This is a genomic window from Saccharibacillus sacchari (assembly GCF_037722395.1).
Lineage (GTDB): Bacteria > Bacillota > Bacilli > Paenibacillales > Paenibacillaceae > Saccharibacillus > Saccharibacillus sacchari_A.
This window is the reverse complement of the sequence record NZ_JBBKAR010000061.1, coordinates 15550-35383: the sequence shown is the minus strand read 5'-3', so window position 1 is coordinate 35383 and position 19834 is coordinate 15550. Positions and strand designations below refer to the sequence as shown.

At 53.5% G+C, this 19834-nt stretch carries 13 protein-coding genes and 1 other annotated feature (1 of these 14 cut by a window edge); of the genes, 10 read left to right on the top strand and 3 right to left on the bottom strand.

From position 1 onward, the window contains the following. Positions 1-137: a binding site (T-box leader), on the top strand (it extends 111 nt beyond the left edge of the window). Positions 138-193: 56 nt separating this feature from the next. Further along, positions 194-1492 (top strand): tyrosine--tRNA ligase, encoded by a 1299-nt coding sequence (tyrS, locus tag WKI47_RS24645; protein ID WP_340229859.1) that lies wholly within the window; start codon positions 194-196, stop codon positions 1490-1492. 235 nt (positions 1493-1727) lie between these two features. Here tyrS and WKI47_RS24640 read toward each other — a convergent pair whose 3' ends face one another. Further along, positions 1728-2633 carry a LysR family transcriptional regulator gene (locus WKI47_RS24640; protein WP_340229858.1) on the bottom strand — a complete coding sequence of 302 codons (906 nt, stop codon included), beginning with the start codon at positions 2631-2633 and terminating at the stop codon, positions 1728-1730. A gap of 126 nt (positions 2634-2759) precedes the next feature. Between WKI47_RS24640 and WKI47_RS24635 the strand changes: the two genes are divergently transcribed. The 4 genes from WKI47_RS24635 to WKI47_RS24620 all read left to right on the top strand — a co-directional run bounded on the left by WKI47_RS24635 (position 2760) and on the right by WKI47_RS24620 (position 8997). After that, on the top strand, positions 2760-3803 hold the full coding sequence (locus tag WKI47_RS24635) for a 2,3-butanediol dehydrogenase (RefSeq protein ID WP_340229857.1): 1044 nt from the start codon (positions 2760-2762) through the stop codon (positions 3801-3803). A gap of 392 nt (positions 3804-4195) precedes the next feature. After that, positions 4196-7303: a glycoside hydrolase family 2 TIM barrel-domain containing protein gene (locus tag WKI47_RS24630; RefSeq protein ID WP_340229856.1), complete on the top strand. Its 3108-nt coding sequence runs from the start codon at positions 4196-4198 to the stop codon at positions 7301-7303. Positions 7304-7494: 191 nt separating this feature from the next. Continuing rightward, entirely contained in the window at positions 7495-8454 is a 960-nt protein-coding gene (cysK, locus tag WKI47_RS24625) for a cysteine synthase A (protein ID WP_340229855.1), read from the top strand. A 12-nt stretch (positions 8455-8466) separates the two neighbouring features. Beyond that, positions 8467-8997: a DinB family protein gene (locus tag WKI47_RS24620; RefSeq protein WP_340229854.1), complete on the top strand. Its 531-nt coding sequence runs from the start codon at positions 8467-8469 to the stop codon at positions 8995-8997. A gap of 262 nt (positions 8998-9259) precedes the next feature. Here WKI47_RS24620 and WKI47_RS24615 read toward each other — a convergent pair whose 3' ends face one another. Next, complete coding sequence (locus tag WKI47_RS24615; RefSeq protein WP_340229853.1) at positions 9260-11386, bottom strand: sigma-70 family RNA polymerase sigma factor; 2127 nt, start codon at positions 11384-11386, stop codon at positions 9260-9262. Positions 11387-11557: 171 nt separating this feature from the next. Between WKI47_RS24615 and WKI47_RS24610 the strand changes: the two genes are divergently transcribed. The 3 genes from WKI47_RS24610 to WKI47_RS24600 all read left to right on the top strand — a co-directional run bounded on the left by WKI47_RS24610 (position 11558) and on the right by WKI47_RS24600 (position 14189). Then, the gene (locus WKI47_RS24610) at positions 11558-12577 is read left to right on the top strand and encodes an acyltransferase family protein (protein ID WP_340229852.1); all 1020 of its coding nucleotides are present in this window, start codon (positions 11558-11560) and stop codon (positions 12575-12577) included. A 42-nt stretch (positions 12578-12619) separates the two neighbouring features. Continuing rightward, a complete protein-coding gene (locus WKI47_RS24605; RefSeq protein WP_340229851.1) occupies positions 12620-13678 on the top strand; it encodes an LLM class flavin-dependent oxidoreductase in 1059 nt (352 codons plus the stop codon). A gap of 259 nt (positions 13679-13937) precedes the next feature. Beyond that, complete coding sequence (locus WKI47_RS24600; protein ID WP_340229850.1) at positions 13938-14189, top strand: YolD-like family protein; 252 nt, start codon at positions 13938-13940, stop codon at positions 14187-14189. A gap of 493 nt (positions 14190-14682) precedes the next feature. On the opposite strand, the gene WKI47_RS24595 is transcribed toward WKI47_RS24600, so the two are convergent. After that, positions 14683-15564 carry a rhodanese-related sulfurtransferase gene (locus tag WKI47_RS24595; RefSeq protein WP_340229849.1) on the bottom strand — a complete coding sequence of 294 codons (882 nt, stop codon included), beginning with the start codon at positions 15562-15564 and terminating at the stop codon, positions 14683-14685. Between the two features lie 175 nt (positions 15565-15739). On the opposite strand from WKI47_RS24595, the gene WKI47_RS24590 reads away from it, so the two are divergent. Next, the gene (locus WKI47_RS24590) at positions 15740-16762 is read left to right on the top strand and encodes a UDP-N-acetylenolpyruvoylglucosamine reductase (protein WP_340229848.1); all 1023 of its coding nucleotides are present in this window, start codon (positions 15740-15742) and stop codon (positions 16760-16762) included. A gap of 186 nt (positions 16763-16948) precedes the next feature. Then, positions 16949-19783: a chitinase N-terminal domain-containing protein gene (locus WKI47_RS24585; protein WP_340229847.1), complete on the top strand. Its 2835-nt coding sequence runs from the start codon at positions 16949-16951 to the stop codon at positions 19781-19783. Positions 19784-19834 lie beyond the last annotated feature (51 nt).

Sequence of the window (19834 nt, the reverse complement as noted above, 5' to 3'; positions counted from 1 at the left end):
TTTCCGAACCCGCGAGAGCGGAAGGAGCGGGACGGAATCGTCCACGTTATCGGGCGTCAGAGTGGGAAACGCGCCTTCGCAAGTGTTGAAGCGCCTTTCCAATAAGGGTGGTACCGCGATTAAGACTCGTCCCTGCAGAAATGCAGCAGGCCGGGTCTTTTTTATTTTCCCATTTTGAAGGAGGACATTGATTATGACAACCGAACACACTCCGATCGAAGCCAATGCGCTGCTGGACGATCTCGAATACAGAGGATTGATCTACCAGGTGACGCACCGCGAGGAATTGCAAAAAAAACTCAGCGAAGAAAGCGTCACGTTCTACAACGGTTTTGACCCGACGGCGGACAGCCTGCATATCGGTCACCTGCTGCCGGTTCTGACGATGCGCCGTTTCCAGCTTGCCGGACACCGTCCGATCGCTCTCGTGGGCGGCGGCACGGGGATGATCGGCGATCCAAGCGGACGTTCCACCGAGCGCTCGCTGAACACGGCCGATACGGTAGCGGAATGGACACTGAAGCTGCAAAACCAACTGTCGCGCTTCCTGGACTTCGGTAGCGGCGATGCGCCGGTGTCCGCGAAAATGGTCAGCAACTACGACTGGCTCGGCCCGATCTCGATGATCGATTTCCTGCGCGACGTGGGCAAAAACTTCACCGTCAACTACATGCTCGCCAAAGATTCCGTCGATTCCCGTCTGCAACACGGCATCTCGTTCACGGAATTCTCGTACATGATCCTGCAAGCGTACGATTTCCAGCGTCTGCACGAAGACGAGAACTGTTCGCTGCAACTCGGCGGAAGCGACCAATGGGGCAACATCACGGCGGGTCTGGATCTGATCGGCAAAACGGGCGGCGGCGACGCGTTCGGCATGACCATGCCACTGGTCACGAAAAGCGACGGCAAAAAATTCGGCAAATCCGAATCCGGCGCCGTCTGGCTCGACCGCGGCAAAACGAGCGCGTACACGTTCTACCAGTTCTGGATCAACACCGACGACGCGGACGTGATCAAGTTCCTGAAATACTTCACGTTCCTCAGCCGCGAGGAGATCGCAGCACTCGAAACGCAGCATCTCCAAGCGCCCGAGCAACGTAACGCGCAGCGCGAACTGGCCCGCCGCGTGACGACGCTGGTCCACGGCGAAGAAGCCGTAGTCAGCGCCGAAAAAATCACCGCGGCCCTGTTCTCCGGCAGCTTCGCGGAACTCAGCGAGTCCGACCTGGCCGAAGCCTTGGCGGATATGCCAACCACTTCCGCCGCCGCATCGTCCGAGCCTCTGCTGATCGACCTGCTCGTCGAAGCCGGAGCCGCTCCGTCCAAAGGCCAAGCCCGCAAAGACATCCAAAGCGGCGCGGTATCCGTCAACGGCGAAAAACGCACATCGATCGAAACCGTCATCACCGCAGAAGACCGCCTGCACGGCAAAACCCTTGTCCTGCGCCGCGGTAAAAAGAACTACTTCGTCGTAAAATTCGAAGGCTAATCGCTGTTAAATTGAAAGAAAGCGGATCAGGCACCCATTTGCCCGATCCGCCTTTTTTTATGCTTTTAAATTCCTTTCCTACAACCCCAACAGTGCCGAGAAGCGGAGGGTGGATGAGTGTAGGAGCGATAGCGTTCGCCTTTGAATCCGGGAAATCCCCCTTCAAAAAATCCAATCAAAATTTCCCGGATTCAACACGCGACCGAAACCATCCACCCGTAGCTTCCCCCGCCACTTATAAATGCCCCATCTCAATCGCCTGCCGAAATCTCGCCTCAAAACGTTCCACCCCCGCGCCGAGCGCACGCTTCTCCGACCGCAAAAACCCGATCTGCATCTCCGGCTGCGCCATATCCGCGATCTCGATAATCTTCATGCGTCCCGATTTCCATAACGGATGCTGATACAGCGAGAAATCATGCCCGATGCTTGCCGCAAGTCCGCTGCTCAGGATGCTCGTGATCGCTTCCGAATTATTCGTCCAAAACAAAATAGACAGCTCCCCGCAAATGTCGGTGAACCGATCCACGAAATCATGCACGAACTGATCGTTGTACAGCGCCAACTGATGCTGCATCAATTGCTTCGGCTTAATGCGGGTATACTGTGCCAACGGCGATTCATAATGCGCTCCAACGACAAGTTTTCCCGTATACATCGCGTTAAAACGCATCCCGTTCAGCTTTTGCAATTGTTTGTTGTAGATCGCGATAAATCCAAGCTGGATGCGGCCTTGCCGGACGTCCTCCACGATCTCCATCGAACCTTTTTCTTCAATCGAGATATGCAGCTGCGGATGTTCCTGTTTCATATCAGCCGTCGTTTGTATCAAATAAGGCATCACGCTCGGAAAAGTAGCGACTTGAATATAACCGCTGAGGGTCTTGTCGCGATCGCCGTTTACGCGCAGCAGCTCCACGCGTCGCAAAATTTCGATCGCTTGTTCGATAAAAGGCTTCCCTTCCTCGGTCGGAACCGCGCCTTGCCGGGATCGTTCGAACACGGTCAGCCCCAGCTCCTGTTCCAGTTTGCGCACGGATTGACTGATCGCGGATTGGGTCATATGCAATTGCGAAGCGGCGGCGGAAAACGAACGCGTTTTGGCGATTTCCACGATGTATTCAAGTTGCTCCAAATTCATGTCGGCATCTCCTATCATTAATTTGGTTAATGGAACCATTAGTATCTATTATTATAAATGAAGACTCTTTTCGCGATATAATAAAATTTGAATAATATAGATTTTGAATATAAGGAGAGGTATATCATGAAAGCAGCAGTATGGTATGGAGCAAAAGACGTCCGGGTCGAGGAACGCGAGGAGCGTCAGGTTCAATCCGGCCAAGTCAAAATCAAAGTCGAATACGCAGGGATTTGCGGCAGCGACCTGCATGCGTATCATCATGGCGTCGGCATTCAGGAAGGACAAGAGCACCCGTTATCCCATCAAAAGGCCCCGCTTGTGCTCGGTCATGAATTTGCCGGAGTCGTTGCTGAAATAGGCGAACATGTAAGCGGTATCGAAAAAGGGCAGCGTGTCGTGATCGAGCCGTTGTACCATTGCGGAGTATGCGAATATTGTCTGCATGGCAACTACAATCAGTGCGTTGATTTTGGTTTTGTTGGGCTGAACAGCGACGGCGGATTTGCGAATTACGTCGTGGTGGAAGCGTACATGGTACATGCGCTGCCGGATGAAGTTTCGTTTGAAGAAGGCGCGTTGGTCGAGCCGACTGCGGTAGCGATGCACGCCGTGCGCCACAGCAGCTTGAAAGTTGGGCAAAAAGTCGTCGTTTACGGAGCAGGCCCGATCGGATTGCTCACCGTTCTGTGTGCCAAAGCCGCAGGCGCTTCGCAGGTCTATGCGGTGGACATCTTCGACGAACGTCTGCAATTGGCGGAGAAGCTCGGCGCGATTCCGGTCAACAGCTCCAAAGTCGATGCAACTGAAGTCATTAACCAACAATCGGGCGGGATCGATATTGCTTTTGAAGCCGCAGGCGTACAGCCTACGATGGACAGTGCGGTATCGATCGTGAAAAAGGGCGGCCAAGTCGTCGTCATCGCCGCTATTGCGGAACCGCTGAAGGTCGATTTCTTCCAACTGCTGGTCAAAGAAGCAACGGTTACGGCAACGCTGGCCTACCGCCACATTTTCCCGGAAATCATCGCTCTGATCGCGGCGGGCGCCTTGGACGTCAAGCAAGTCATCACGCGCAAAATCGAGCTGAACGACATTGTCGCAGAAGGTCTGGAATTGCTGCTCAGCGATAAAAGCCATGCGAAAATTTTGGTGAAGATCGGCGACTGACATTTTTGCGAAAATAATCCGAAAAACTCGCCGACGCAGGCAAACAACTTGCGTCGGTTTTTTGTGGCGAAAATATTCGTTTATTTCCTTTCCAGCAGAACCGATACGCGATATGCTCGGTTTCTTTTCTTTTTTGAAACGCATAAAAAAATTACCGAAATCTATATTTTATACAACCAATCATAACGGATAATGACTATATTCTTATATTTTACGTATAAGAATAAGGAAATTAAAAAGTGATTTTGGCCTCCGATTGCCCTTCCGAAGGAAAACGCTACCATTATATTCGAAGGGGAGCTTTTCTTTTTTATCAAGATCGGTGTACACTGATACCATGTCAACTCTTAATCAAAAGAAATTTTCCATATTTGCTGACGAGGTGAAAAGAGATGTTTAAAAAATACAAGTATGTCGCTCCCGAGAACGGTTATCCGGAGTGGAACAACAACCCTGAAATTTTTCAATTGAACCGCCTGGATGCCCGCGCGGCTTTGATTCCTTATGCGAACGCGGAAGAAGCGCTGAATAACGGCGACCGCTCCAGCCGCGTACAGTCGCTGAACGGCACATGGAAATTCCATCACGTGGACAAGCCCGCGGACCGTCCCGAAGACTTTTATGAAACCGGTTACGATACGTCGGATTGGGCAGATATTCCGGTTCCCGCCCACTGGCAGCTGCACGGCTACGATTACCCTCATTATACGAATGTCCGCTATCCGTGGGAAGGACGCGAAGATATCCAGCCTCCGTTCGCGCCGACCGAATTCAACCCTGTCGGTTCGTACGTGCGTACGTTTACCGTGCCAGAAGATTGGGAAGACCATCCGGTATACATCAGCTTCCAGGGCGTTGAATCCTGCTTCTATGTATGGGTGAACGGCGATCTGGTCGGCTATAGCGAAGATACGTTCACGCCTGCCGAATTCCTGCTGACTCCTTACCTGCAAAAAGGCGAAAACAAGCTGGCCGTTCAAGTCTTCCATTGGTGCGACGCAAGCTGGTTGGAGGATCAGGATTTTTGGCGGATGAGCGGTATTTTCCGTGACGTTTTCCTCTATGCCAAGCCGAAGGTGCAGATTGCCGACGTATTGGCGACAGCCGAGCTGGACGACAATTTCGAGAACGGGTATTTGCAGGTCGGCGTCAAAGTCGGCAATCCGCTGGGCAAAAAGAACGGCGCGTACACGCTCGAAGCCCGTCTGCTCGATGCGGCGGGACGCGAAGCCGTTACCCGCATGACGTCTCGGTTAGAGATCGGAAAAGATTTCGTTTACGCTGCCGATCTGTCCGCTTCCCTGCCTAAGCCGGCGCAATGGTCGGCGGAAACGCCGAACCTATATACGCTACTGCTGACGCTTTCGGACGAAAACGGCGAAGTCGAAGCGGTGAAGTTCCGCGTCGGATTCCGTCATTTCGCGATCCATGACGGCGTGATGAAGATCAACGGCAAACGGATCGTGTTCAAAGGCGTCAACCGTCATGAATTCAACGCCGATCGCGGCCGCGTCGTCACGGAAGAAGACATGATCGCCGATATCAAGCTGATGAAATCTTACAACGTCAACGCGGTGCGTACATCGCACTATCCGAACCAGAATCGTTGGTACGACCTGTGCGACGAGCATGGCTTGTACGTGATCGACGAGACGAACATGGAGACGCACGGTAGCTGGGAATACGGGCAAACGGAAGAAGCGGTAGGCACCGTGCCGGGCAGCAAGCCGCATTGGCGTGCCAATGTGCTTGACCGCGCAAACTCCATGTACCAACGCGACAAAAACCATGCGTCGATCATCATCTGGTCGCTGGGCAACGAGTCGTGGGGCGGAGAAAACTTTATTCATATGGCGAACTTCTTCCGTGCCGTGGACAAAACGCGTCTGGTGCACTACGAAGGAACGTTCCATGCCCGCGAGTGGGACGCGGCTTCGGATATCGAAAGCCATATGTACACGACGCCGCAAAACGTGGAAGCTTACGCGAAAAACGATCCGAAAAAACCGTTTATCCTGTGCGAATACAGCCACGCCATGGGCAACTCCTGCGGCAACCTGTTCAAATACACGGATCTGACGTATCAATATCCGGTTCTTCAAGGCGGATTTATCTGGGACTGGATCGACCAAGCGATTCGTACGAAAACGGCGGACGGCGTGGAATATTTGGCTTACGGCGGAGACTTCGGCGAAGAACGCCACGACGGCACCTTCTGCGGCGACGGCCTGATCTTCGCCGACCGCACGATCACGCCGAAGCTGATCGAGCTGAAGACCTGCTACCAGAATGTTCGTTTTGAAGCGGTTGATCTCGAAAATGGCCGTATTCGCTTGCGCAACGACTTCCTGTTTACCGACTTGAACCGTTACAAGCTGGTCTGGGAAACGGCGCGCGAAGGCGTAGTTGTGGAACGCGGCACGCTTCCGGTTCAATTGGCACCGGGCGAAGCCGGCGAAGTGACCATTCCGTTCACGCTGCCGGCAGAATCAGGAGAATTTACGCTTACCGTATCGCTGGTTGAACAGGAAGAGCGTTTCTGGGCAGCAATCGGACACGAGATTGCTTTCGGACAGTTCGTGCTTCCGGCGTACGAGGCTGAAGGCGAAGACGTTGCCGAAGCAACCGTTGCGGCTATGAATGTTCCGTTGAACACGGAAGACAGCGGTACGTCGCTGACCTTAACCGGAGAAGGCTTCACGGCTGTATTCGACAAACAAAGCGGCGACCTGACCTCGCTTTCGCAAAACGGACGCGAGCTGCTGTTGGCGGCGGTCCGTCCGAACTTCTGGCGCGCGGTGACCGACAACGATCGCGGCAATAAGCTGGACGAGCGCAGCGCGACATGGCGCAAAGCCGGCAAAAAACGCACACTGAGCAGTCTGGATGTGGCTTCTACGGATAGCGGCGTGACCTTCAAGGCTATCCTGACGATTCCTACGGAGCCCGCTTCGCAAGCTGAAGTGACCTATACAGTGAAAGGTTCGGGCGAGATCGGAGTCTCGTTGACGCTGACGCCTGGTGCAGGGTTGCCGGAAATTCCTGAGATCGGTCTGTTGCTTGAACTGAGCGGCGATCTGGATCATCTGAAATGGTACGGACGCGGCCCGCACGAGAACTATTGGGACCGCCACGAAAGCGCGCGTCTCGGTCTGTACGACGGTCGGGTATCCGAGCAGTTGACGCCGTATCTGAGACCGCAAGAAGCAGGCAACAAGACCGGCGTTCGCTGGGCGGAATTGACGTCTGCGGACGGAGCCGGCCTTCGTATCGAAGGATCGCCGGAATTGGAGCTGAACGCGCTGCCGTATACGCCGGAGACGCTGGAAGCTTGCGACCACGGCTACAAGCTGCCGAAGTCCGACCGCACGGTGCTGCGCGTCAACCATCGTCAGATGGGCGTGGGCGGCGACGATAGCTGGCAGGCGCTCACGCACGAAGAGTTCACGCTGCCTGCGAATCAAACGTACACGTACAGCTTCACGCTTCGCGGCATCTGATCCGGTTAGCGTAGTCTTGGAAAGCCGAGATTTCGAGCGTGACCCCTGCAAGAAAATAAGGTAAACTTTAAACAGAAAAAAGCATGAGAACAGGAACGGCCTTAGTCGATTGTCCCTTATATTCGGGATAAAAGACTGAGGTCGTTCCTTCATTCGTTGTATGGATTTGCACAGAAAAGAGGGAATACGTAATGACAGACAAGCTCGAACAGCAAGCATTGTCAGGACAGAATTCAGGCGTATACGCCAATGTGGCCGATCTGGTCGGCAATACGCCGATGGTTCGTCTGGGCCGTACGGCATCGAAAGACGCTGCGGATATCTACGTGAAGCTGGAATATTTCAATCCGTCCGGCAGCGTCAAAGACCGGGCGGCGCGCAGCTTGATCGAAGCGGCGGAACGCAGCGGGGAGTTGAGACCGGGTAGTACGATTATCGAGCCGACCAGCGGAAATACCGGAATCGGGCTGGCGATGATCGCGGCCTCGCGCGGTTATCGGGCGATTCTGATCATGCCGGACAATATGTCGCGAGAGCGAATTAATCTGCTAAAAGCCTATGGGGCGGAAGTGGTGTTGACGCCAAGCTCCGGGCGGATGCCGGGCGCGATCGCCAAAGCGTTGGAACTGCGGGACGTTATTCCGGGCGGCTTTATTCCTCAACAGTTCGAGAATCCGGCTAACCCGGATGCTCACAGAGGAACAACGGCGCTGGAGATTTTGGAACAGACTGGGGGACGGCTGGACGCTTTCGTGGCGACGGCAGGCACGGGAGGAACGATCACGGGCACCGGAGAAACGTTAAAAGCCGCTTTGCCGAAGCTGCATATCGCTGTGGTGGAGCCGGAAGGCTCGCCCGTGCTGTCGGGCGGCGTACCGGGGCCGCATAAGCTGGTCGGCACAAGCCCGGGCTTCGTGCCGTCGATTCTGAATACGGGCGTCTACGACGAGATCATTCGGATCAAGGACGACGAAGCGCTCGGCGCGATGCGGGATTTGGCAAAGTTGGAAGGCATGCTGCTCGGCCCTTCTTCGGGAGCGTCCGTCTATGCGGCGATGCAGGTCGCCAAGCGTCTCGGTCCGGGAAAAGTTGTCGTATGTATAGCCCCGGATACGGGAGAGCGATACTTGAGCATGGGCATTTTTGAATAGGAGGCGCATCGAATGAACGAACAGCGATTGGAAATCAAAGCTCTGCCCGGCTATCCCGAAGAGATCGGCCGCCAATTATGGATGATGGAAGATATTCGGCGAGAGCTGCTGCAAAAGCTGGAAGGCTTAACGCAGGAAGAACTGGACGCAACGGAAGACGGGGATGTCACCACGATCGGGGCGCTGCTGTATCATATCGCGGACGTCGAAACGGGGTGGCTGCATTTCGATATGCTGCTCCGGAAAAAGCTGGACCCCGAGCTTGAAACGTGGTTTACTGCGCCGACGCGAAATGAGCGGGGAGAGATCTGGTGCCCGCCGGGCGAAAGTCTGGAGCGACATCTGGAACGACTGGCTGTGGTACGGCGCGACTTTTTGGAAAAGTTTCGTTCGGTGGATCTGGAGGATTGGCGGACGATCCGGGAGGTGCCGGGGGAATACGATGTGACGCCGGAGTGGATCGTATACCATCTGATCGAGCACGAAGCTCATCATCGGGGGCAAATTTTCCGGATGATTGGGAGGGGGAGGCGGCAAGGTTAGCCGCGGAGCGGAGTCCGATTCGTTGGAGAAGCCGGGCGGCTGCGTGAGAAATTGCCAGCATAGGCTTCCGAAGTGCATTTCTTCGAAATGCTTCACAAGGCGCCTTTGAACGCAGAAAGCCTTCGACTTTCCGCGTTCAAAGGCGCCTTAAACTGAATTTCTCACTCCGCCTAGCGCTTCGCCCGATCGGACAAACGCTAAACATCTAATCTTGATCGAGAAGTGAGAAAATAACTTTTGCTTTAAAGCGTGACCTCTTTTATTATTGGTCAGTCAAAATCGCACCGCTAGCGGCTTCGATCATACGGATATGACGGCCGGAGTCGGGCAAGGCGAGTTTGTAGTGAGGCACGTATTGTCCGGGTTGGGAGCCGTTTGGATATTCGATGTTCCAGACCCGTTGCGGACGGATGGCTTGGAGCAAGCGTTGCTTGGCCTCGTCCGGTGAAAAACCGGGAATGACGGATAGTTGTTGCAGCTCTTCTGCGGACAGATCGGCGTTCATGTAATGATTGATCTGTCCGGTCGTGCGGTTGACGCCGATTGATATATGATGCAGGAAACCGGATACGCCGTCCTTGGCAATTGGGAAATCGAAGATCGCATGGGACGGACGCTCTTGAACGACGGTGGAATCGTCATTCTGGTGTTGGTCGGCAAATACAGTGTTAAAAGTATCTTCTCCGGCTTGCAATAGCAAATAAGGTACAAGATCGGGTGCGGTCGTAGCGATCAGGCAAAGGGCGATATCCAGACATGCACGGTTGTCCAAAAAATAAGGGCCTTGCTCCGTAAATCTATTCATCGCGCCTGTAAGCTTGCCGCTTTTTTGATCGACTCGAAGCTTGAGCGTGCCTTCGTTGCGAGCTTCCATATAGCTTTCAAGCGTATGCGGGCCTTGCGAATCTCCGGTTGAGGAGTTCGGAAAGGTCTTCTTTTTCGTGTAAACGATTCTTTTTTCGCTTTCGGAGCTTTCTTCGCGGGCTATCGCATACTCTTCCTCCTGATACCCCAGAAGTTCCAAAAGTGATTGAGCAGACACTACGGGTTCGATTGATTTTAAAAGGCCGGCGATAGGAATGGTGTCGGGTACATGCGCGCCGTCTATCTCGTTGCCGAGTGCATCCAGGGGCGAATCTGTGATCGAACGGAAAGCCGAATACCCGGTTAGATAAGGCTCGGGAACGTAGACCAGATGTAAGCGACCGTCGCCTTGTGCATACACGGACTCGTGCAGGCGCGTGAGATGCAGCTTCATTTCCACGGTTTGCGCCAGCCGCTCCATAATATGTTCGGGCGTTAAAAGGTAGGGAGGCAGAGTAGGTTCCGGCTGCTCGCCGAAATATTTAAAAGCCGTTACAAAGCCCGAGCGATGCAGATCGATCCAATAACCGGAACGCGGCAACGGGATTCCGGAGGCATACTGGCTATGCGTGAAAAATAACCGTTCACCGCGATCTTCTTGCTGCATAGTCGCGAATATTTCCGCGGCATCCGGGCGATGATCGCGGACAAAACGTTCGCCGATCGCCAGCAGTTCTTGCTCGCTGAGACGCTGATCCAGATCCAAGCCTGCATATAATTCGGGGTCGACGGCGTATTCGAGCAGATCGCCTTCGGGCGAAAGGGTTACGGATACGCCGATCTCGGTTCCGGGCTTGGTCCAGATAAAAAGCAGCTCGCGAGTCACGCCGTTCTCCTGAAAAACGTCTTCGATAAAAGGCTCCATCACCGTATCGGCGGCAGCAAAGTCTCGTTCGACCAGCGTTCGGGCGTGATCCCTAAGATCATGCAGCAGTTTCGTCATTTCCATCTCCGATTCCCTCCATGAAACAGATTCGGCAGGCTTGCGCGCAAGCCGCCGATCCGCAATCTCTTCCTGATAATGGTTGCGCAGCAGCTTCAGTCCTTTGTTCTGATACGTCTTGATCGTTCCCAGCGGTTGTCCCAGCAAAGCGGCGATATCCGTCAAACGAAGATCCTGCATATATTTCATTAAAATGACGCGGCGATATTTCAACGGCAAACCGTCAATCGCTTGCAGCAGGTCCATACGGCGGTCGGTGTCTTCGCTGGATGCCACGAGCTGCTCGGCGGTACTGCTTGCGGGCACGGTTCGTTTTGAACGCTCCAGCACGTTCAGCGACGCATTGATGACGATTCGGGTGAGCCAAGTCCGAAAATATTGAGGTTCTCGAAGCTTGGGCAGTGCGATATAAGCGCGATAAATCGCTTCTTGAACGGCATCTTCGGCGTCGGCGGAGCTGCGCACATAATAACCGGCTACCCGGAGAAGTTGGGGACGTTCAGCGACAATCAGCTCGGCGAATGCCGATGCGTCCCCGTTCATCGCAGCTTGGATAAGTGGATCGACAGTAGCGGAATTCAACTTTTCACTCCTTATCAAAAAACGTATTCAACGATTGGACAAGCGAACCCGGCAAATGGTTTTAACGTAAAGGTTCATCCGCGAGCGCGACGGGTATAAGGACTCCAAGCAAGGAAAGCCGGAAATGAATGCGCGCGAACCCGGCGATTCTTGAGGTAAGGAGAGGATAGTATGGCGAAACGTGACGCTTATTTCGACAACATGAAGGTTCTGCTGATTGCGCTGGTCGTGGTTGGGCATCTGATCGAACCCTTGAGCAGCAGCGAGGCTTATCGCCCGTTGTATCTGCTTATTTATAGTTTTCATATCCCTTTGTTCGTACTGATTTCGGGTTATTTTTGCAAAGAGATTACGAGCAGCGATTACCGGATCAAAGTCGTCGGGTCGTTGATTGTGCCTTACTTGATTTTCGAGACGCTTTATTCGTTATTCGATTATTTTGTCATGGGTGCTCAGGCGCTGCGGTTCTCGTATTTTACGCCGTATTGGTTGATGTGGTTTATTTTCAGTATGATCATTTGGAAAATGCTGCTGCCGTACGCTGTCAAAATCCGTTTCGCGCTGCCGATCTCGTTCGTTGTTGCTATTTTGGCGGGTTATGCAACGGATGCGGAGTATTATGCGAGCATATCGCGTACGATCGTGTTTTTTCCGTTTTTCCTGGCCGGCTATTATCTGGATAAAAAGCATATCGACGCGCTGCGCAACCTGCCGATGAAGATTGCTTCTATAGCAGTGCTGGGTGTAGCTGTTCTCGTTATGATAAACTATGGGAGCGTAATTCGTCCGGAATGGTTCTATGGAAGCTTGCCGTATGCGGCGCTGGATCATCCTCAATGGACAGCCGGGTTGTACCGGATAGCGGCTTACGGAGCGTCCGTGCTTATCGGCGGCGCGATCATGATTCTGATGACGGGGCGACAGTTGCCTTATGTATCCGGGCTTGGTCGTAATACGCTATACGCTTATTTGCTGCACGGTTTCCTGGTCAAAGCGCTGATCGCTACCGGTTTTTACGAGACTTACGGCGAAGCGGCTTGGACATGGGCACTGATTCCCTTGGGCATACTGCTTGCAGCCGGATTATCGTCGGAATGGTTGCGTGTCCGGTTCGCTTGGCTGCTGGAGCCGAATCTGGACCGCCTGTTCAAAAAGCAAAAACGGGATAGCAGGGCGGAAGCGCGGCGTTAAAGGTTAGCATTTATCTATCTGATTAAACGGAGGGAGATCGAAATGAGTCCATCGCAAGAATCGACGAATCGGAATGAAAAGTCGGGGAAAAAGCTCGGGGAGATCCCGATATCCGTACTTGATTTGTCCCAGATTTTAGAAGGCAAAACGGCTGCGGACGCGTTCAAAGATAGTCTGGATCTGGCTCGTCATGCTGAAAAATGGGGCTATAACCGTTACTGGGTAGCGGAGCATCACAATATGCCGGGCGTGGCAAGTTCGGCGACGTCGGTCGTGATCGGGTATCTGGCAGCAGGAACGTCCACCATTCGCCTGGGCGCGGGCGGTATCATGTTGCCGAACCATGCGCCGCTGCTGATTGCCGAGCAATTCGGCACGCTGGAATCCATGTATCCGGGCCGGATCGATCTGGGGCTGGGACGTGCGCCCGGCAGCGATCGCCGGACGTCGATCGCGCTCCGGCGCGATGTAACAGCGGACGATTTCCCGGAACTTGTGGAAGAGCTGCGCAGTTTTTTCGACGCGTCGAAAACTTCGTACCATGCACCGATTCGGGCCGTGCCGGGCGAAGGGTTGAATATTCCGATCTGGCTGCTGGGATCAAGCGATTTCAGCGCAAGATTGGCGGCTTACCAAGGGCTTCCGTTCTCCTTTGCGGGTCATTTCTCGCCGGACTATCTGGATCGCGCGCTTGAGGTATACCGAAGCACCTTCCGACCGTCCGAAACGCTGGCCGAGCCGTATGTTATGCTGGGCGTATCGTTGATTGCGGCCGATACGAACGAGCGCGCCGAGTTCCTGTCCACCACCATGCAGCAGCAGGTCGTGGCGTTAACCCGCGGTCGTCCCGGAAAAATCCAGCCGCCGGCTGATTTATCGTCGCAGCTTGATCCTTTGGAGTTGTCAGCCGTGCGCAAACGTATGGAATCCGCCATCGTTGGCGACCGCGAAACCGTTGAACGCCGTTTGCACGATCTGATAGCGCGGACGCAAGCGGACGAATTGATCGTAACGAGCGGGATCTACGATCACGCGGAGCGTCTGCATTCTTACGAAATTCTGGCCGATATCGCGATCCCGTCAGGTAAAGCTACGTTGTAAACCGATTCGCTGGTTCAGCGGCTATTTTTACGAATCCAAATATTTTGCCCCGATTATTTTTTTGGCAAAGTGCTTCTAACTTGCCGAAATGGATCGGGGCTTTTTCTATTCGTCAGCGACTTGTTAAACGAAAACAACCGAAAAACCGATTAAGAACATATGTACGCAAATTCTTCAATGAATTTCGTTTTTTCGCGTCATTTTGCTGTATAAAAATGCTATAATAAAAAAATCACGCGTAACGCAAGGAGGAAGCGGTTTGGCAAAAGGAAAAGTAGCAAAGCGGCCGACCCGCGACGAGTTTGTTCTGGAAGAAATAGGGAATCAATTGACTGAAGCCTACCAGGAGAAATCCGTTGTGGAATTGACGGTCTGGGGAGTACCTGAAGCGGTTCGGGGAACCATCGTCAAGATGGACTCAAGAACCGGCAAAGTTCATGTCGAACAAGAAGAAGAAACGCAAAAAGTCTCTTTCATGGACATTATGGCCTTGAACTATCCGCGCGATTAATGATTGTCAGACTGTAATCAGAGAATCGCGACTGGCTGATAGAAATAAAAGAAGCTCTGCCCGAGTCGAATGTTCTCGGATAGAGCCTTTTTTCTGGTTGGGTGGGGAAGCTGGGGGGCTGCGCTGCGAGAGAAATTCGTTTAAGACGCTGTCTCGCGCAGAAAGCTTACAGCTTTCCGCGCTCAAAGGCGCCTTAAACTGAATTTCTCTCTCCGCTTCGCCCGTTAGCTTCTGGGTTTCGTAAATAGACCTTCCTCGATGAGCGGAGGAAGGTCGGAAAATTGCTTTTTCTAAGGTATTGGAGCTATTATCTTTCTCTATACACCCCTTCTCATGCGCGTGGGCGTAGCGGAGGGGCGGGGGAAGCTTGAGAAGCTGAGCGTTCGCCTTTAAAATCGGATTTCCTACCTTAAACTTGTTTTATGCAATAGGAGGAAATCCGATTTTGACAGCGATCGAAAGCTCCGCCGCCCCGCAGCGTCTCACCCAAACGTCACACCGCAGCCACGGACTCCTTACACTCGTCCGAGCAATAATGGCTATGCTCATCCGAACAGGATTCGCAAACCAGATGCTGCAAGTTGCATACCGGGCAGTTGACATAAACGTCGGTCGGCTCGTCGCAGTGGTAGCATTTGCCGACGATGCTTGGCGCGACATGGTTGATCGGAACGGAGATCCGTTCGTCGAATACATAACATTTCCCATCGAACAGATCGCCTTGGACTTCTTCGTCTTTTCCGTAGGTTACGATGCCGCCTTCGAGCTGGGCAACGTGGTCAAAGCCTTCGTCAAGCATGAAGCCGGTCAGCTTTTCGCAGCGGATGCCGCCTGTGCAGTAGGTGAGGATCGTTTTGTCTTTGTGCTCGGCCATATTTTCGCGTATCCAGTTCGGGAAATCGCGGAACGAATCGATATTCGGGCGGATCGCGTTGCGGAAATGACCCAGATCATATTCGTAATCCGTGCGTCCGTCGAGTACAATAACATCGTCGCGTTGCAATTGTTCATGGAATTCTTTCGGAGACAGACGCTTGCCGAACTTGACGTTCGGGTCCAGTTCTTTTTCATAGCGGAACGTGACGAGTTCTTCTTTGTGACGCACGAACAGCTTTTTGAACGCATGCTCTTCGGAATCGTCGATTTTGAAAACCGTGCCTTCGAAGCGACTGTCGGCCAGCAGATCCTGCATGTACTTTTCGGTCTGTTCAAACGTGCCGGACAGCGTGCCGTTGATGCCTTCGCTTGCGATCAGGATGCGTCCTTTGACGCCGAGGTCTTTGCAATATTGCAGATGTTGAGCGGTAAAAGCTTCCGGCTCATCGATTTTGACGAATTTATAAAAAAGTAAAATGCGGTAAGGACTGTTTTCCATCTATTATCACCCGGGATCTCATTGATTTTTGCCGCCGCTTCCTGTAGGATGCTTGCGTGCAACTTAAAATTTTAGACTTTTTATCGACATTCGTCAATTGATTCGTTTGTTAACGGGTTGAACAAAACAAACGAAGTAGCGATATATGAAGAACGTGAAGAGGAGACCGCCCCATATGACTTCGCAAAACCAACAGTTTGACCAGCTATTTCAAAGCAATGTAAAGCTATCTGCCTATTCGACATACGAGATCGGAGGGGAGGCCCGTCATTTGGCGCTGCCTCGGACGATTGAAGAACTTTCGACCATGCTGCACGGAGCACGTAGCAAAGGACTGAATCCGTTCCTGTTTGGCTCGGGCTCCAACACGTTATTCCCGGACCATCCGGACGAGGACATGCTGTTCTTTTCGCTCAAGGAACATATCGAATTCAAGTTGCTGCCGGGACGTTTGTTCGTTTCCGCAGGCACGCCTATGACGCTGCTTGCTTTGTTTGGGTTGTACACGGGGATTGGCGCGTTCGATTTTACGTTCTTGTTGCCGGGCACGCTTGGAGCGGGAATCTATATGAATGCCAAATATTTCAGCCACCAGATCAGCGACGTGCTGGAGACGGCTTACGTGATCGACAAAGAGCATCCGGAAAAAGGCATTATTTCGGTACCGCTGAGCGGCTGCGAATACGGCTACAAAAAGTCCATATTCATGCGGATGCCATGGATCGTGGTCGGCGCGGATCTCAAGCTTCCGGTCGATCCCAAGCTGACACCGCAGCAAACGGACGAGCTTTTTGCCAAATTGAAAGCCAAAAATCTGCCTTCTTCCGTTCTGCCTGATTATTTCCGTCATTACACGAATGAGCTGAATATCGCGGCGAAGCAGGGATTTCAGGTGCGGCAGGAGCTGCTTGACGTGATCGCGGATCGCGGCGGCAAACTGCACTTTGATTTTCCTTCGTGCGGTTCGGTGTTCAAAAACAACTATACGATCGGCGAACCGATGGGTAAACTCGTGGATCGGATCGGATTGCGCGGTACGGCCATCGGCGGCGCGATGATCTCCGATCACCACGGCAATATCATTCAGAACCGCGGCGGGGCCAAAGCGGGCGACGTGGTGGACCTCGTTCATCTAGTTCAAGAGAAGGTGGAGGCCGAATTCGGTTTCGTTCCCGAGCCTGAGCTTGTGATCGTTTAGTATTGGTTCGTACGAACTAATATTTGGTTTTTACAGGATTTTTACACTTTTTCTCAATTTTTTTACGAAACCATGAACTTTTCTGTTTGGACACATGCTAGAATGAGACGCATAGAGCTTGATACCAAAATCTTGCGATATGAAAAAACGTTCTCAAAAAAGATCCAAACAGGAGGCGGTTGAAAAGTGGGTAAGTTTTCGCTGTTCAAATCTAAAGGATTAAAAGCTGTGTTGGCGCTGTCGGTCGTCGCATCGCTGGAAGTCGGATTATTCTCGTCGGTTCCGGTATCGGCTGAAACGGCGGCTGATCCGGCTCCGTTCATCAACGCGAAAGTCGTGAACGAAAACGCAGGCAAAAAAGTGCTGTTCGACAACACGCATGCGCAAACGGCGGGTGCGGCGGACTGGGTTATCGACGGAGGGTTCTCCGATTTCGGTAACGGAATCGCGGGCGAAGGCTACTACGTCAAAGAACTGCGCAAAACAACGCCGATTACATATGCGGATCTGGCGGATTACGACGTCTTCGTCATTGCGGAGCCGAACATTCCGTACAAGGCGAGCGAACAAGCAGCGATGCTGCAATACGTACAGCAAGGTGGCAGCATCTTCTTCGTCGGTGACCACTATAACGCGGACCGCAACAAAAACCGCTGGGACGGTTCCGAAGCGATTAACGGCTACCGCCGCGGTGCTTGGGAAGATCCAACAAAAGGCATGAGCACGGAGGAGAAAAACTCCGCGGCGATGCAAGGCGTAGTCAGCTCCGACTGGTTGGGCGAAAACTTCGGCGTTCGTTTCCGTTATAACGCGCTGGGCGATATCACGGCCAACAACATTGTGGCGGCTGACCAAGCATTCGGCATCACGGCAGGCGTGCAAGGCGTAGCGATGCACGCAGGCTCGACGCTGGCGATCATGGACCCAACCAAAGCCAAAGGCATCGTATACCTGCCGAACACCAACGCGGCTTGGGGTAATGCGGTCGATCAGGGCGTTTACAATGGCGGCGGCGTCGCGGAAGGTCCTTACGTAGCCGTTTCCAAAGTCGGACTGGGCAAAGCGGCGTTTATCGGCGACTCTTCGCCGGTCGAAGACGCGTCGCCGAAGTATCTGCGCGAAGAAACAGGCGCGAAAAAGACAACGTACGACGGCTTCAAAGAAGTCGACGATGCGACGTTGCTGCTGAACACCATCAATTGGCTTGCCGATCAGGAAGACTACACAAGCCTGACGCAAGTGGACGGTCTGACACTGGATCAACCGACGGCTCTGCTGCCGTTCGAAAATCCGGCCGCTTCGACCGAACCGCAACCGGAACCGTGGGCAAGCCCGGCAGCCGGTTACAAATGGTGGGACCCATCCACGTTCAAACCGGGTTCTTACGGCTCGTCCGTAACGGTGACCCAACCGGTATACAGCCTCATCCACCAGGATCAACTGCCGAATGCGCAGGAGTTCCAAATCCGCGTGAAGATCGACAACCTGGCACCGAACTCGACCGTATCGGGGTATAGCGCGGGGATCTATGTCACAGGCGGAACGCAAGTGGCGCAGATCCAGAACCCGGACGGCACATGGCCGACTTCGTACGGATACAGCCAAGCGTTCAGCGTGACGGCAGATGCGAACGGCATAGCTTATCGCGATCTGGGCGTACGCATCAAAGCAGGCACGTCGGGTGCAGCAAGCTTGCGCTTGCGTCAGAACGGCACAAACCTGCTGACGAAAAGCGTGACCATCGCCAACGTTCCGGCTCAGCCTTTACCCGAAATCGAGCAACCGGGCAGCAACATTCCCGATCTGAGCACGATTGCATCGGCGCGTACGCAAGCTGAAGGCACGCTGGTTACGCTGGAAGGCGTAGTCACGACTCAACCGGGTTCGTTCGGGGGTCAAGCCTTCTATCTGCAAGACGACACTGCGGGCATTTACGTTTTCCAAAGTGAAAGTGGCTTTAATCAGGGCGACAAGATTCGTGTAACGGCACCGCTTGCGCTGTACAACACGGAGCTTGAACTGACAACACCGGTTGCGATCGAAAAAACGGGGACGGCAGAGCTGCCGTCCCCGCTCCTTGCCGATACGGCAACGGATGCCAACCAAGGTCAACTGATTCAACTGAAAAACGTAACGGTATCGAATATCGTAGCGGCAACGCCTGCCGGTACATTTGAATTCGATGCCACTTCGGATGCCGGCGTCGTTACGCATATCCGCGTGGACGGCCGCACGGGTCTGACGCAGGATCAATTTACCTATGCAGAAGGCGATAAGCTTGATATCACAGGCGTATCGGCGATCTTCCGCGGTGCTTTCCAACTGAAACCGCGCGGCGCATCGGATATCGCTTTGGCGGCTTCGACGGAAGAGCCTCCGGTGGAAGAGCCGGAACAACCGGGTCAACCCGTTGACGGTCCTGCAACAGCGGCGCCGGGAACTCCTGTGCTGACGGACGACAACGGACACGATACAGGTCTGCGTGACGGCAGCTACAATGTCACGATGAACCTATGGTGGGGCAACAACGGTTCTTCGTACAAACTGTATGAAGACGGCAAAGTGATCAAAAGCGCTCTGCTGACGGATGCAACGCCAGGCGCGCAAAAAGTGTCCGTACCTGTAGAAGGCAAAAAGAACGGTACTTACACGTACGAACTGGAATTGACGAACCGTTTCGGCACGACGAAAAGCAATGTGCTGACCGTTAACGTAACAGACGCAGCGCCTGCTCAAGCGGTTTTGTCCCAAGACAACTGGGATCGTGACGGCAACTACAATGTGACGATGAACCTGTGGTGGGGGACAAACGCTTCTTCGTACGAACTGTACGAAAACGGCCAACTGGTCGACACGCAAAGCCTCAACGCGGTAACGCCGGGCGGCCAAAGCGCAGTCACGAAAATCAGCGGTAAAGCACCAGGTACTTACGAGTACAAAGCCGTGCTGAAAAACGCGGCAGGCGAGACTTCGACGCAAAGTATCAAAGTTGAAGTCGGCGCAATCGCGAACGCGGCTTAAGTTTGCTTGCCGACCTTTTTAGGCTGAAGCAGATACGGTTACGCAGGCGAT